We start from the raw sequence: 14,636 nt of genomic DNA, 5'->3' as shown, positions 1-14,636 counted from the left end.
CGCGACGATGCGCTCAACGAGCGCCGGCGCGGGCGGTGCGACCGTATCGTTGGCGAGCCACGCGTCGAGTTCGGCGGCATCGTCCAGCGCGGCCAATGCTTCGCCCGGATGCGCACGCGCCCATGCCTCGGCGGCTGCGCGCTCGCCGTCCGGCCAGCGCCGCGCATCCGAGCCGTACGCGGCGACGATGGTACGAAATCGTTCGGGTGTCATCGGATGTCCTCGCTAGGTGAATCGCCGGCCAGTTGCGCGCGCAAGTTTCGCCGTGCGCGCGCGAGCAGGCTTTCCAGCGCGTCGACGGTAATGCCCATCAGGTTGGCCGCCTCCACGTTCGACATTTCCTGATAGTACTGGAGCACGAGCGCTTCGCGCTGCCGCGCGGGCAACGCCGCGAGCGCCTGCCGCACGCGCGCGTCGCGCGAGCGGGTCTCCGCGCGGGTGGCCGGCTCCGGTTGCGGATCGGGCACGTCGGGCAACACGTCGACCGGTTCCTCGCGGCGGCCGCGCAAGCGGTCGTAGCACAGATTCAGCACGACGCGATGCAGCCACGTGTCGAACCGTGCCTCGCCTTCGCGCCAGCCCGGCGCCTGTTTCCAGATCCGCAAGAACGTCTCCTGTGCGACGTCCTCGGCTTCGGTGCGGTCGCCGAGCATGCGCGTCGCGAGTGCGAGCAGCCGCGGCAGCTTGCGCGCGACGAGCATGCGCACGGCCGACGCGTCGCGCGCGCCGACCCGTGCCACCAGTGCCGCGTCCGGATCGCCGTCGCTCAACGCAGGGCGCTCCAGTGCATCGCGCGTCTGTGCCGCGGCGCGATCGTTGATGCGCCCGCCGGCAGACTGAAACTCATCGTCGTGCTCTCCTTGCATGCGCCGCGCCATTACCCGGCCCCGCCACACCGGCGGTTCGGGATCGCCGCACGCATCGCGCACGGCCTCGGCAAGGTCCGTTTCATCGGCATCCGTTTCAGGCTGCATGGCGATCGTGTCGATCGGGTGCCGGCCGCCCGGTCGCGTTCGCGTGAGCGGCGGCCGGCGCGCTCAATATACGACGACCCGCGCGGGCCGGTAATAGGCCGGACGCGCCGGCACCACGACACAGCCGGCCAGCACGATGGCTGCGGCCGCCAGTATCACCACGGTTCGAAAAGGCATGGCTGCGCCTCATGACGTTGCGGGAAAGAGCCGCCGCGCCGGCACCGCGTGCCGTGCGGCAGCATGCGCATCAGGCCCAGTGGCCCGGAACCCAGCGCCACGCCGGGCCGCGCGCGGCCCAGTGGCCCGGCACCCAGTGATAGCCGACGCGAACCAGTTGCCAGTGGCCCGGAATCCACACGTAGCGGCCCTGCCGCCAGTGCCAGTGGCCCTGGTCCCACACATAGCCCGCGCGCGGCGCCGGCATCACTTCGACGCGAGGCGGCGGCGGCGCGTAAGGCGCGACGATGACGGCCTGCGCGAAGGCGGCGGACGCAGCGAGCGCGGCCACACATGCGGCGGCAAACCGCAACGAAATGGAAAGCTTCATGAAAGACTCCGGGGTAGCGGGTATCGACCGGAAGCGGCCGTTCATGCGTTAAACGGCGCGGGCGAACGGAATCCGTCGCGGTGCCGGCAAATAAATTTCGGCCGAACCGGATGCACGTCGGCGCAGGCCGGATGCCGCGATCCGCACGCTCGGGCAGATGCCCACGCTCACGCGGGGTTGCCGTGCTGTCACAACCCGGCAAAACTGCCCTCCGACAATGTTCGGCACCGGGATCCCGCTCGTTTCCGGCCCACGCCCCGGCCACGTTCGCATTCGGCCAGGCGGTTCCACATCTCGCGTCTCCACCAACGAAAACACCGACCATGTCGAACCAGGACAACTCCCCGATCCAGCCAAACGAGCCGGCCGCGTCCGTGTCGCGTCGCGGCTTCCTGAAACTCGCCGGCGTATCCGGCCTCGCCACCGCCGCAGGCGGCCTCGCGGCAGCCAGGGCCGCCGCGTCGAACCCGGACGGCACCCCCGAACAGGTCCACCTGACGTGGGGCAACGACCCGACGTCGGAAGTCGTGATCTCGTGGGCCTCGCTCGCGCCGGCCGTCAATCCGCGCGCGCGCATCGTCGCCGACGGCGAGCCGGCACGCACCGTGCACGGCGTCCAGCGCCTGTACACCGACGGCCTGAACGGCGAAACCGTATTCGCGTACCACGCTCGCGTGCACGGGCTGAAGCCGAATACGCGCTACCGCTACGAGATCACGGCCGACAACGACAGCAACGCCGCGCAGCCGTTCTCCGCGAATTTCTCGACCGCGCCGCGCGGCCGTGCGCCGTTCCGCTTCACGAGCTACGGCGATCTCGCGACGCCGAACGGCGCGTGGGTGCTGTCGTCGCCGCAGAGCCGCTTCGCGGTGCAGGCGGTCGAGCAGTTCCGGCCGTTGTTCCACCTGCTGAACGGCGACCTCTGCTACGCGAACCTGAACCCCGCGCACCAGCCCGAGGTGTGGCGCGATTTCGGCAACAACAACCAGACGTCGGCCGCGAATCGTCCGTGGATGCCGTGCCCCGGCAATCACGAGATCGAGTTCAACAACGGCCCGCAGGGGCTCGACTCGTATCTCGCGCGCTATACGCTGCCGGAGAACGGCACGCGCTTCCAGGGCCGCTGGTACAGCTTCCGCGTGAGCTCGGTGTTGTTCGTCTCGCTCGACGCCGACGATGTCGTGTACCAGGACGCCGCCGCATTCGTCGGCGGTCCCGCGCCGCTCGTGCCGGCCGCGAGCACGGGCCATCCGCCGATCGAGCCCGGCACGTCGTTCTACGTGCGCGGCTACAGCAACGGCGAGCAGACACGCTGGCTCGAACACACGCTGCGTCATGCCGCGCATGACGACGACATCGACTGGATCGTCGTGCAGATGCACCAGGACGCGCTCAGTTCGTCGAAGACGGGCAACGGTTCCGACAAGGGCATTCGCGAAGCATGGCTGCCGCTGTTCGACCGTTACGGCGTCGACCTCGTGCTGTGCGGCCACGATCACGACTACGAGCGCAGCTACCCGGTGCGCGGCTGCAATCACCGCGCGGGCGTGGACGCGACGACCGGCGAAGTCGTCGAGACGCTGCAGCCGCGTCCGGTCGGCTCGAACGACCCGGACCGCACGAAGTTCGACACGAGTCACGGCACGATCCACCTGATCCTCGGCGGCGGCGGCACCAGCGCACCGCTCGACGTGTACGGCGAGAACCCGGCGACCGGCTTTGCGCGGGCGAAGGTGTTCACGAAGCCGAACCGGCCGGTGCCGGGCACGGCGCCGAATACGTTCGTGCGCCAGCCGGCCGACGCGCTCGAGGATGCGATCTGGTCCGCGCGCCGCGATACGGGCACCGGCTACGGGATCGCGGTGTTCGACCACGACCCGGGCAAGCCGGGCGGGCACACGACGATCACGATGCGCTACTACCACGCACCGGGCGCCGACCAGCACCCGACCGCCGACTACGAGCTGTTCGAGACGATCGAACTGAGCAAGAAGCGGAACGAACGGTGATGTGGCAGGCGCCCGTTGCGACGGGCGCCTGATGTCGTGCCGTTGCCGGACGTTGTGCGATGACACGCGTTAGACTGCGCGCCTCGCACACCGGCCCATGAAGATGAGTTTCGAATACCGCATCCATACGACGCCGTCGGCCGACGCATTCGATGCCATCGCGAATGCGTTGCGGCAAGCGCATGACGACATCGACATCGATCCCGACCGGCGACAGCTTGAAGTCCATTGCGACGCCGGCGGCTGGCCGCTGATCGCCCTGTCGACCGACAAAGACGGTTTCTTCGTTGTCACGACACTTGGGCCGACGCGAAACGCGATGCTCGACTCGATCGGCCACGCGTTGTCGGCAATCGGCGCGGCATGGCGCATCGACGACGCGTGACCGGTTGCCGCGTGATGCTCGTGCTCCCGGATCGGCCGCAAGCGCCGGGCCGATCACCGCCAACACCGCCGCTCGATCTCCGTCACCCCGTTAAACTACGCGTTTCCGTCGGCAATGGCCGCCCCGCATGCCGAATGCGCGCGTGGCTCATGCAGGCGGAACCGAATCATCCGAAATCGAATTTGAATGTTGAAACAGGCAGGAAGCATGAAGCGCAAGAATAAGGCAACGCTCGCCGGGCTCGGCGCGGTGTTGTTGTGGGCCTCCGTGGTCGCCCTCGTTCGTGGAGTCAGCGAAAGCCTCGGCGCGACCGGCGGCGCCGCGATGATCTATACGGTGGCATCCGTGCTTCTGCTGTTTACGATCGGCTTCCCCGATCTGAGCAAATTCCCGAAAAACTACCTGATCTGGGGCGGGTTGCTGTTCGTCGCGTACGAGCTGTGCCTGTCGCTCGCCATCGGCTATGCGAACACTGGCCAGCAGGCGATAGAAGTCTCGATGGTCAACTATCTGTGGCCGAGCTTCACGCTGGTCGCGGCGATCGTGTTCAACAAGCAGCGCGCCAACCTGCTGGTCGTGCCCGGCGTCCTGCTGTCGATGCTCGGAATCTGCCGGGTGCTCGGCGGCGCCCAGGGCCTCGACCCGGCCGGGATGCTGCACAACGTCGCGGACAATCCGCTGAGCTACGGCCTCGCGTTCTTCGGCGCGCTGATCTGGGCCGGCTATTGCACGGTGACGGCGCGTATCGCCGACGGGAAGAACGGCGTCACGCCGTTCTTCATGCTGGTGGCGCTGGTGCTCTGGATCAAGTTCGCGATCGAAGGCGGCGGCGGCATGACGTTCAGCCTGCATGCGGTCATCTACATCGTGCTGGCGGCATCCGCGCTGGGGTTCGGCTATGCGGCCTGGAACACCGGCATCATGCACGGCAACGTGACGGTCATCGTCGGCGCGTCGTACTTCACCCCGGTGCTCGCCGCCCTGCTCGCCGCGACGCTGCTGCATGCGCCGCTGTCGATCGAATTCTGGCAAGGCGCATCGATGGTATGCGGGGGGTCAATCCTGTGCTGGCTCGCGACCCGCAGCCGGCGCAGTGCAAAAGCCGCCCCCGTCCGGGTCGGCAACGAAGCGCAGGGCAATTGCCAGGGCTGACGACGCCGGGTGCTGTCGCCGGGATGCGGTTCGGACGCACACGACGCCCCTGCAAACCGGCAACGACTCGCGCTAGCTGCGCGATTCCAGTGCGATACGCACGGCCAACCCGGCCAGCACCGTGCCCATCAACCAGCGCTGGGCCGACGCCCAGACCGGCCGCCCCGCCAGAAAGCCCGCGATGCCACCGGCCATGCAGGCAATCAGCGCATTCACGCTGACGCTCACCGCGATCTGCACGCAGCCGAGCGCCAGCGATTGCGCGAGCACGCTGCCGTGCCCCGGCGCAATGAATTGCGGCAGCAGCGACAGATACATCACCGCGATCTTCGGATTCGCGAGGTTCGTGACGAAGCCCATCGTGAAGAGCCTGGCGCGGCTGTCGTGTGGCAGCTGCCTGACCTGGAACGCCGAGCGACCGCCCGGCTTCAGCGCCTGCCACGCCAGGTACGCCAGATAAAACGCACCGGCAAAGCGCAACGCGTCGTACGCAAACGGCACGGCCATCACCAGCGCGGTGATGCCCAGCGCCGCGCACACCATGTAGAAAACGAACCCCAACGCGACGCCGCCGAGCGACACCAGCCCGGCACGGCGGCCCTGGCAGATCGAACGCGAAACCAGGTAGATCATGTTCGGCCCGGGTGTCAGCACCATGCCGAGCGACACGAGTCCAAATGCAAGCAAGGTGGGCAAGGCCGGCACGGCAATCTCCTTCGGGGCGAAGCGGTCAGGGGCGAGTCCGAACAATGTATTGCATCCCGACCACCATCAGCATGAATAAAGTTCAAGCCGCCCATGAGCGCGGTTCATCGCACCGGCCGTTCGTTACCTGCCCTTTCTCGCACGCGTGTGGATCGCCTTCGCCGCCTTCGCGCGTTGCGCGTCGACGAGCCGCACGAACGCATCGGTGATCGCATTGCCGGCCGCATTCCACGACAACCGCACCGAGCGATGCAACTTCGGCGACAGTTCCAGCACGCGACCACCGAACGGCGTATACGTGAGCGTGATGCGCGGAACGATCGACACCCCCATGCCGGCTTCAGCCATCGACAGAATGGTACGCATCTCGACCACGTTGAACGCAGCCCGCAGCGGCACGCCGCCACGCGCGAAATAATCCGCGATCACCGGCCCGCAGCCCGCCTTCGAGAAAATGAACGGCGCCGCGGACAACTGCTTTGCCGACACGCTCTTGCGGCCGGCGAACATGCCGTCCGCCGCCACCGCGACAAAATCCTCGTCGAGCAGCGGCAGGTTGTGCGCGAACGTCTTCGTGCCGGCCACCACGCCGACATCGGCCGTACCGTCGTCGATCCACCCTTCGACCTCGCTGTCCGTGCCTTCGAGCAGCACCGCCGACACGCCCTGGTGCATCTCCTTCAACGCCTCGAGCGCAGGCACGACGAACGCCAGCGACACGCTCGGCAGCGACGCGACCACCAGCTTCCCTTCGAGCTTGCCGCGCGACAGGCTGAACTGCTGGCGCAGCAGCTGCGCTTCCCGCACCACGTTCTGGACGTACGGCCACAGGCGCTCGCCCGCCGCCGTCAGGACGACCGGCTGCCGGTCGCGCCAGAGCAGCTTGACCTCCGTGATGTCCTCGAGCTCGGTCAGTGCATGACTGATCGCGGATTGACTGCGGCTCAACCGGTCGGCCGCGGCCGTGAGTGAGCCGAGTTCGACCACGGCCGCCAGGGCCTGCAACTGGGCAAGCGTCATCGGGTCTCCTTGTTCAGGGATATGTATGTCGCGCATGATGCGACAAGCCATCATGAATTATATTGAACCGCGGAAATGATCGCGCCGACGCTACCGGTGGCGCGCCGCGGCCAGCGCCGCATGTCCTCCGCAACGCTCAGGTAAGATGCATCCTCGAATCGCCTGTCGATTGCCTGCTGACCCGGCCGCACGATGGTACGGCGCCGTGCGATCGACTTCCGGTTCAAGCCAATCCAGAACAAATGCGTGCGACACGCACGCGACCGCAACGGGCTGAGTCGACAGCGCTCGCTGCCGGATATGCCGCGACATGCCATTCCATGATGCATTTCAATCTGACTGAAGGTGTGCTGGTCTCCAGCCTGCAGGGGCTCAGTGCGTTCGATCTGGCCGGCATCGCCGTCGCGCTGTTGCTGGGCGGCATGGCCAAGGGGATCACGGGCATCGGCGTGCCGCTGATCGCGATGCCGATACTCAGCCAGTTCCTGCCGATCCGGCATGCGGTGCTGCTGCTGTCGATGCCGATCATCCTCGGCAACATTCCTCAGGCGCTGGAAGGCGGCCAGGTGCTGGCGACGGCACGCAAGATCGCCGCGCCGATCGCGGGCACCGTGATCGGCAACATCGTCGGTGTCGCGATCCTGCTGTCGCTCAATCCGGGTCATGCGCAGGCGGCGTCCGGCGCGCTGCTGATCGTCGCCGCGGCGCTGATGCTCGCCGCGCCGAAGCTCAACCTGCCGGACGCGTGGCAGAAGCCCGTCGGCTTCGCGCTCGGCTTCGGTGCGGCGCTGATGGAAAGCATCGCGTCGGTTCCCGGCCCGCTGCTCGCCACCTACCTGATTTCGTCCGGCGCGACCGGCCGCGTCTTCACAAAGCAGATCGCGATCATCCTCGTGGTGTCGATCGTCACGCTGATCACGACGTTCAGCGGCGCCGCGCACGCGAGCGGCGCCGACCTCGTGATCTCGGCGGCGGCCAGCCTGCCGGCCATCGCCGGCATGTGGCTCGTTCGCCCGCTGCGGGACAAGATGTCGCCCCGCCTCTTCAGGATGGTCGTGCTGCTGTTCGTGCTCGTCGCGGCATCGCAGATGATCTGGAAATCGGGCGTGTTCCGCCACGGCGGATCGCACGTTACCCAGACCGGCAACGCGCACGCGGGCATGAACTAGCAGGCGACGTACTGCCATCGATCGCGCATGCGTTCTGAAAGCTGCCAGGCGTAGTATTCGCGGACTCGGCGTATCGCCCCGCCCGACGGTGCGGACGATACGTCACCGACTTTGCTGCTCGCGCGCCGATGCCCACATTGGCGCTGCCGCGCTTTCAGAGGCATGAAATGGAAACCTACGTATTGCTCGGCTGCGGGTTCAGCCTCGGCCTGTTGATCGCCATCTGGGGTATCTGGCAGCTCAAGTAACGCTCGCCGGCACCGTCCGCGCAAGCAATCCGTATGGAGAGGGACGGGAAACCGTAGTTCGCGGCGGCGTTCATCGCCCAACTATTTCGCACTCCGATTCAGCTACCCGTGCCGGCTCCCGTTCGAAAGCAAGCGTGATCGAGCTGCATCAAAGCGCCCGCACTCGGACTTGAGCCAGTCCGAAAAAGCCGCAGTACGCGGATCGTCGGGATTGCGCGACAACAGCATGTAGCGCGCCGGCGCTCGCACGTGCCTGCCGAAGACATCCACGAGCCGTCCGCTCGCGATCTCGTCATGCACCAGCGCGGCGCGCCCCATCGCGACGCCCTGATGGTTCAGTGCGGCCGTGATTGCCAGGCTGGAGAAGTTGAACTGCGGGCCGTCAAGTTGCTCAGCCCACGCCGGACGGACTGCTTCCAGCCACGTGCGCCACTCCACGAACTCGGGTGCACCGCCCCACGGAGCAGCGTCGTGCAGCAGGACGACGCCGTCCAGCGATTCCCCGCTGGCAAAGGACGGATGCTGCGCCAGATACGCAGGCGTGGCGACCGGAAACAGGATTTCGTCGAGAATGGCCTCGGCATGCAGACGATCGTATTCCACCGGGTCGTAGCGCACCGCCACATCGATGTCATCGGTCTCCATGGCCTGACGATCCAGCACCTGAAACTCGGCCTTCACGCGAACCGGCACGTTCGGTTGTTGCCGGTGAAATTCGGACAGGCGCGGCATCAGCCATTGCAGCGCGAGCGACGGCAGGCAACTCACCTGCAGTGGCGCGTCCGACATGCCAAGCGCCTGAAGCGTGCGATTGATGTCGACGAACGCGCTCGACATCGTCCCCAGCAGGATTCCGCCCTTCTCGGTCAGCTTCAGCCCGCGCGCCTGGCGCACGAACAGCGGATAACCGAGCCGCTCCTCCAGGTGGCGGATCTGCTGGCTCACCGCGCTCTGCGTCAGGTTGAACGCCTGCGCCGTCTTCGTGAAGCTCAGCAACCGGCCGGCCGTTTCAAAGCAGAGCAACGCACCGAGGATCGAACCGTCGAGTCGCATATATATAAGTCAGGCTAATGCATCAATTAGAAATCGGCGCTTTTGCGCAGCCGTCCTGGATCGTAGCATTCCGGCCATACATCCCGTCTATCCGATGAAAGGCCGATCCATGACCATCACGCTCCAGCCCGCCGATCTATTAGCCAAACTGCAATCTCTCCAGCCGCTGCTGTGGCTGAATCCCCATGCCGGCAGCCCGCTGCCGCACGACGCACCGGGGCTCGGCGCCATCTCGATGGCCGAGGCGCGGCTGGCGCGCTGCGAACCGCTGATGGCCGAGCTGTTTCCCGAGCTCGTGGCGAGCGCGGGAAAAATCGAATCGCCGCTGATGCCGGCAGACAGCCTGCAGCGCATGCTGTCGCTCCCGGCGGACGCACACGGCGCGTGGTTCATCAAGCGCGACGACGCGTTGCCGGTCGCCGGTTCGATCAAGGCGCGCGGCGGCTTTCATGAAGTGCTCGCGCTCGCGGAGTCGATCGCGATCGAGCACGGGCTGCTCGAACCCGCGGGCGACCGGCGGATCCTCGCATCGGCCGCCGCACGCGACCTGTTTGCCGCGCACACCGTCATCGTCGGCAGCACCGGCAATCTCGGCCTGAGCATCGGCGTGATCGCCGCCGCGCTGGGGTTCGAGTCGGTCGTTCACATGTCGACCGACGCAAAGCCGTGGAAGAAGGCGCGCCTGAGAAAACGCGGCGTTCGCGTAATCGAACATGACGGCGACTACGCGCAAGCCGTCGCGGCCGGACGCGCGCAGGCACGCGATCGGCCGCGCAGCCACTTCGTCGACGACGAAGGCTCGCTGATGCTGTTCCTCGGCTACGCGGCCAGCGCCCGGCATCTCGCCGCGCAGCTCGCCGAGGCGGGCCGCCGCGTGGACGCGACGCACCCGCTCGTCGTCCATATCCCGTGCGGCGTCGGCGGCGCACCGGGCGGTATCGCATACGGTCTCAAGGCGCTATTCGGCGAGCACGTGCATTGCTTCTTTGCCGAACCCGTCGCTTCGCCGTGCATGCTGGTCCAGCTGGCCGCCGGCCCCGGCAAGCCCGTGTCCGTCTACGACGCGGGGCTCGACAACCGGACCGAGGCCGATGGCCTGGCCGTCGCACAGGCATCGCACCTCGTCAGTCCGCTGATGGCGTCCCTGCTGTCGGGGGTCTTCACCGTCAGCGACGTGCAGCTCTACGCCCAGTTGCTCGCGGTCCAGCGCGCGACGGGCGTGGAACTCGAGCCGTCGGCCGCCGCTGCCGTCGGCGGCCCCGGCTGGCTGACGCAGTCCCCGGCCGGCCGCGACTACGTGCATCGCCACGCGATCGACCTGCGCCAGTCGACGCACATCATCTGGGCGACGGGCGGCTCGCTCGTGCCGCCGGAAGAACATCGCCGCTTCCAGTCTCATGCGACAGCGCTCGCCGGTGCTGCAGTCGACAATTGACGCGTTGGGGCCGGCGTCCAGCCTCGTTCCCGAAGACACGTTAGACTGTCTCGATGGAACAATGCCGTTATTGCCAGAGAATCCGCGATGAATGGGATTGCCACGGTGACGAATGCCGCCGGGCAATCGCCAAGGCGCTGCGCCGGCAGCGTGCGGGCCTGCCCATGGTGCCCGATCGCATCCGCAACGAACTGCCGTCCGGCGCGCCGACCCAGCAGGTGATCGCCGTGCTGTCGCGCCAGCGCCTGCGCGCGCGCCGCGGCAACGAGGAACGCCGGGAGCGCAAGGAAATCGACGACGACGTCTGATCCGGCAGCGTCGCCGCCTGTCCGCATCCCCTCCGCCCGCGCCTCCGCCGCCGGGCGCCCATCCGTGCGCGTCATCCGCGCCGCGCGCATCCGCCCGCTCCCTTGCAAATCCGGCAATGCCGAATAGGGACAGAAGGCATTTATCTCGAAATTATTGTCTCGGCTGCAACGATCTTTCGCCAAATCTCACGTTTACCCTAGGTCGACCGGCGCCTACGATGTAATCAACCGCTTACGACATGGTGTCGAACGCGGAAAGCCAAAAACATCGGAGGTCATCATGAAATCGCTCGTTTCCGCAGTCGTTGCCGCTGTTGCCCTGTCCGCCTCGTTCGGCGCATTCGCCCAAAGCACCGTGACCCGCGCCCAAGTGCGCAACGAGCTGGTCCAGCTCGAAAGCGCCGGCTACAAGCCGAGCCAGTCGAGCCCGTACTACCCGGCCGACATCCAGGCCGCACAAGAGCGCGTGCACGCCGCCGACAACAGCGGCTACGGTGCGCAACCGGCCGCGACCGTCCAGGGTGGCGCACCGGCCGCCAAGGTGCAAAACCCGCGCGACTCGGTCTACTTCGGCCACTAAGCCAGCCGCTGCGCGCCTTCGCGCGCAGTCCGCACCGGCAACGAGCCCGTCCCGCGACGGGCTCGTTGCGTTTGCATCGTGCCCGTCAGCCGCCGGCCGTCACCGGCTGCCGCCCGACGCGACACGGCCGGCCGCTTCGTCGGTCCCGTTGCCGGTGCCGGTGCCGCCGCCCGAGCCGCTCCCGCTGCCGACCAGTTCCTGATAGCGCACGAACGCGCACTGCGTGGACGCCTTCGCCGCGTACATCGCCGCGTCGGCCTTCACGAGCAGTTCCTCGGCCGACGCACCATCGGCCGGAAACTCGCTGACGCCGATGCTCGCGCCGACGGCCATGCGCCGGTCGCCGAACTCCAATTCTTCCGCCATCACGAGCTGGATGCGCGACGCGACGTCACCGATCTCCGACGGCGAACGCACGTCCGAAATCAGCACGATGAATTCGTCGCCGCCGAGCCGCGCGACCATGTCACCGCCGCGCAGCGCGAGGCTCAGCCGCTTGGCGACCGCGACGAGCGCGCGGTCGCCGGCCGAGTGCCCGTGCTGGTCGTTGATCTGCTTGAAGCGGTCGAGATCGACGAACATCACGGCCAGCCCCTCGTGCAGCGCAGCCGCCCGCCGGATCGCGGCATCGAGATGCTCCATGAACAGCAGGCGATTCGGCAGCGCGGTCAGCGCATCGTGGCCGGCGAGGTGCGTGAGCTCCAGCTGCTTCGCGCGCAGCATCGCGACCTGCGTGCGGATCTCGACGCGCATGCTGTCGAAACAGCGCGCGAGGACGCCGATCTCGTCGGCGCGCCCGACCGGCAACTGCTCGGCGACCGGATCGTCGAACACGTGCGTCGCGGCGCGCGCGAGCGTCTGCAGCGGCCGCGTCATCGCACGCGCGAACAGGATCGCGAGGATCACCGCCATCAGGCTCGACACGAGCACCATCCGGACGATCCGTTCGCCGAGCATACTGGCCGGCGCCAGCACATCCGCGAGCGGACGCCCCATCCCGAGCACGACGAAGCGGTTGCCCTCGTCGTGCCCGAACGGCGTGCGAGCGAACGCGAACATCTGTCCCGGCGCTGCGTCGGGCTCCGCGAGGCCATTGAGCGTCACGCTCGCGCGTGTGCTGTCGAACAGCGTGTGGGTGGCGGCAAAGCGGTCCTGCATCAGCACGCGCCGGCCGCGATCGAAACCGAACGTCTGCGACGGATCAGGGTGCACGAGGAAATCGCCCCACTCGTTCGCGAGATACACCGCGTAGTCATCCGGCAGGTCGCGCTCGAGCCGGGCGAACACGCGCGACAACTCGACGTCGACGACGAGCGCGCCAACCGTCTGGCCCGACGCGTCGACGACCGGCGTGCCCACGCGCAGGATCGGCAGCCCTTCGGCCGCGTGCGACCCCGTCTCGTGGTTGATCACGATCGGCGACAGGTAGATATGACCGGGCGCCGTCGCGAGCGTATCGAACACGTAGGAAAACTGCCCCTTCTCCTGGAACGCACTGTCCGGCAGCACCACGATGCCGTGCGCATCGCGATCGACGCGGATGCGTTCGAGCCCGAAATCTCCGCGCGCGATCAGGCGGACCTGCAGATACTCCGGGTGATTTCTCATGAAGCTGACGAAGACCTGCTCGAGCCGCGCGCGTGGCGCGCCATCCTGCTTGCCGCCGCCCGAGACCAGCGCACACGACGGCAGCTGCGCGAGCACGAGCGCATCGTCAGCGACGTCCGCCAGCGCCGTGGTGAAGCGTTGCCCGAGCAGTTGCGTCGACATCAGCAGGCTGTGCTGCGCTTCCTGCACGAGCATCGTGCGGTTTGCGCGATACGCGTAATAGCCGGTCGTACCGGACGCGATCACGCCGATGCACGCGAACAGCACCGACAGTTTCGACGTGAGCCCGAGCCGGATCATTTTCCGAACCGCTCCGGACGATCGCCCGACACGATGCGGCTCCACAGCGATTCGCGCCGCGCGATGTCCTCGACGGGCTGGAGCCAGACGAGATGCTGGTGCCCGGTGTCGAGGCCCGGTGGCGCCGCGAGCGTGTTCGCGAGGCCCTGGCGTTCGGTCAGCAGCGCACCGATCGCCGGCTCGAGCATGTAGTTGATCCATGCGGACGCGAGCTCGGGATGTTGCGCGCCGCGCGTGACGGCCCAGCAGTCGAGCCACGCGAGCGCGCCTTCATCCGGGATCACGTAGCCGACGTCCGCGCCGGCCCGCCGCAGCAGTTCGACCTGCTGCGTGCCGTAGTTGCCGAACATCAGCGCCGCGCGATGCTGGACGAACAGCTCGGTCGCCTCTTCAGGAAGCGTGTAGTAGGTCAGCAGGTTGCGGCGCAGGTCGATCAGCTTGTGCGCGACGGCGAGCGTCTGCGCGGGCGACAGGCGAAACGGATCGGAATAGCCGAGCGCCAGCGCCGCGAACGAAAAATTGTGCTGCGCGCTGTTGAAGTCGAGCACCTTGCCGCGGTAGCGCGGATTCCACAGTTCCCGCATCGAGCGCGGCGCGACCGGCACCTGCTTGCGGTCGTAGATCAGCCCCATCGACGAATACGTGAACGGAATCGCATACGTGGCGCCCTCTTCGACGAGCCCGTCGATCGTCGCGAGTTGCTGGAAGTTCGGCAACTGCCGCCGCCGGTTCGGGATGCGCGACAGGTCGATCGGCGCGATCAAACGTTCGTGTGCATAGCGCTGGATCTCGGCCGTGTTCGCGGCCAGCACGTCGTACGGCGGTGGCGCCGCGCTGTGCATCCGCGCCCACAGTGCTTCGTCTGAGTCGACGAACGTCACTTCGACACGGGCGTGAAATTGCGCTTCGAACGCGCTGACGACGTCGTTGTCCGCATAGCCGGGCCATGCAAGCACGCGCAGCACGTTGTCGTTGACGGCTTCGGGAGACGCGGCGAAAACCGCAAGCGCAGGGGCAAGCAAGCCCACTGTCAAAATGATGAGCAGCCTGCGCACGGCGATACGTACGCGCGTACGTGCGCCGATTCCCCTGATGAATAGGACCCCGTGTGAATCGCCCGGCTGCATTCGACTGTCCTTTTTC

At 67.2% G+C, this 14,636-nt stretch carries 14 protein-coding genes and 1 pseudogene; 7 read left to right on the top strand and 8 right to left on the bottom strand.

Annotated elements, in window-relative coordinates; translation table 11 throughout:
* The 3 genes and pseudogenes from G3O06_RS18495 to G3O06_RS18485 form a co-directional block, all read right to left on the bottom strand.
* A pseudogene (locus G3O06_RS18495) lies at positions 1 to 213 on the bottom strand (hypothetical protein); the annotation flags it as partial.
* Positions 210 to 974, bottom strand: coding sequence for an RNA polymerase sigma factor (locus tag G3O06_RS18490; RefSeq protein ID WP_174915475.1), 765 nt, complete (start codon positions 972 to 974; stop codon positions 210 to 212). The gene G3O06_RS18490 and the pseudogene G3O06_RS18495, both read right to left, overlap by 4 nt.
* 247 nt (positions 975 to 1,221) lie before the next feature.
* Positions 1,222 to 1,521, bottom strand: a complete 300-nt coding sequence (locus tag G3O06_RS18485; RefSeq protein WP_205817063.1) for a YXWGXW repeat-containing protein — start codon at positions 1,519 to 1,521, stop codon at positions 1,222 to 1,224.
* 323 nt (positions 1,522 to 1,844) lie between these two features.
* On the opposite strand from G3O06_RS18485, the gene G3O06_RS18480 reads away from it, so the two are divergent.
* The 3 genes from G3O06_RS18480 to yddG all read left to right on the top strand — a co-directional run bounded on the left by G3O06_RS18480 (position 1,845) and on the right by yddG (position 5,067).
* Positions 1,845 to 3,530 carry a metallophosphoesterase family protein gene (locus G3O06_RS18480; RefSeq protein ID WP_205817062.1) on the top strand — a complete coding sequence of 562 codons (1,686 nt, stop codon included), beginning with the start codon at positions 1,845 to 1,847 and terminating at the stop codon, positions 3,528 to 3,530.
* Positions 3,531 to 3,627: 97 nt separating this feature from the next.
* Entirely contained in the window at positions 3,628 to 3,915 is a 288-nt protein-coding gene (locus G3O06_RS18475; RefSeq protein WP_205817061.1) for a hypothetical protein, read from the top strand.
* Between the two features lie 207 nt (positions 3,916 to 4,122).
* On the top strand, positions 4,123 to 5,067 hold the full coding sequence (yddG, locus tag G3O06_RS18470) for an aromatic amino acid DMT transporter YddG (protein ID WP_174973934.1): 945 nt from the start codon (positions 4,123 to 4,125) through the stop codon (positions 5,065 to 5,067).
* A 72-nt stretch (positions 5,068 to 5,139) separates the two neighbouring features.
* Here the strand turns inward: yddG and G3O06_RS18465 are convergent, their stop codons facing one another.
* Positions 5,140 to 5,772, bottom strand: a complete 633-nt coding sequence (locus G3O06_RS18465) for a LysE family translocator (RefSeq protein WP_174915470.1) — start codon at positions 5,770 to 5,772, stop codon at positions 5,140 to 5,142.
* A gap of 123 nt (positions 5,773 to 5,895) precedes the next feature.
* Positions 5,896 to 6,792, bottom strand: a complete 897-nt coding sequence (locus G3O06_RS18460) for a LysR family transcriptional regulator (protein WP_174915469.1) — start codon at positions 6,790 to 6,792, stop codon at positions 5,896 to 5,898.
* 320 nt (positions 6,793 to 7,112) lie between these two features.
* Here G3O06_RS18460 and G3O06_RS18455 point away from each other — a divergent pair, with 320 nt between their 5' ends.
* Positions 7,113 to 7,961: a sulfite exporter TauE/SafE family protein gene (locus G3O06_RS18455; protein WP_205817067.1), complete on the top strand. Its 849-nt coding sequence runs from the start codon at positions 7,113 to 7,115 to the stop codon at positions 7,959 to 7,961.
* A 350-nt stretch (positions 7,962 to 8,311) separates the two neighbouring features.
* Here the strand turns inward: G3O06_RS18455 and G3O06_RS18450 are convergent, their stop codons facing one another.
* Positions 8,312 to 9,268, bottom strand: a complete 957-nt coding sequence (locus tag G3O06_RS18450; protein ID WP_205817066.1) for a LysR substrate-binding domain-containing protein — start codon at positions 9,266 to 9,268, stop codon at positions 8,312 to 8,314.
* Positions 9,269 to 9,371: 103 nt separating this feature from the next.
* On the opposite strand from G3O06_RS18450, the gene G3O06_RS18445 reads away from it, so the two are divergent.
* From G3O06_RS18445 to G3O06_RS18435, 3 genes are all read left to right on the top strand, one after another.
* The gene (locus G3O06_RS18445; protein WP_241020118.1) at positions 9,372 to 10,697 is read left to right on the top strand and encodes a D-serine ammonia-lyase; all 1,326 of its coding nucleotides are present in this window, start codon (positions 9,372 to 9,374) and stop codon (positions 10,695 to 10,697) included.
* 53 nt (positions 10,698 to 10,750) lie between these two features.
* Positions 10,751 to 11,005: a hypothetical protein gene (locus G3O06_RS18440; RefSeq protein WP_027791787.1), complete on the top strand. Its 255-nt coding sequence runs from the start codon at positions 10,751 to 10,753 to the stop codon at positions 11,003 to 11,005.
* 280 nt (positions 11,006 to 11,285) lie between these two features.
* Positions 11,286 to 11,585, top strand: a complete 300-nt coding sequence (locus G3O06_RS18435; protein ID WP_174915467.1) for a DUF4148 domain-containing protein — start codon at positions 11,286 to 11,288, stop codon at positions 11,583 to 11,585.
* A 99-nt stretch (positions 11,586 to 11,684) separates the two neighbouring features.
* On the opposite strand, the gene G3O06_RS18430 is transcribed toward G3O06_RS18435, so the two are convergent.
* Both G3O06_RS18430 and G3O06_RS18425 read right to left on the bottom strand, forming a co-directional pair.
* Positions 11,685 to 13,493 (bottom strand): diguanylate cyclase, encoded by a 1,809-nt coding sequence (locus tag G3O06_RS18430; protein ID WP_174915466.1) that lies wholly within the window; start codon positions 13,491 to 13,493, stop codon positions 11,685 to 11,687.
* Positions 13,490 to 14,620, bottom strand: a complete 1,131-nt coding sequence (locus G3O06_RS18425; protein WP_205817059.1) for an extracellular solute-binding protein — start codon at positions 14,618 to 14,620, stop codon at positions 13,490 to 13,492. Before G3O06_RS18425 ends, G3O06_RS18430 begins: the two co-directional genes overlap by 4 nt.
* Positions 14,621 to 14,636: the final 16 nt, after the last annotated feature.

This window comes from Burkholderia sp. Ac-20345, assembly GCF_017104825.1.
GTDB classification, from domain to species: Bacteria; Pseudomonadota; Gammaproteobacteria; order Burkholderiales; family Burkholderiaceae; genus Burkholderia; species Burkholderia lata_B.
This window is presented reverse-complemented; position numbering and strand designations above follow the sequence as displayed.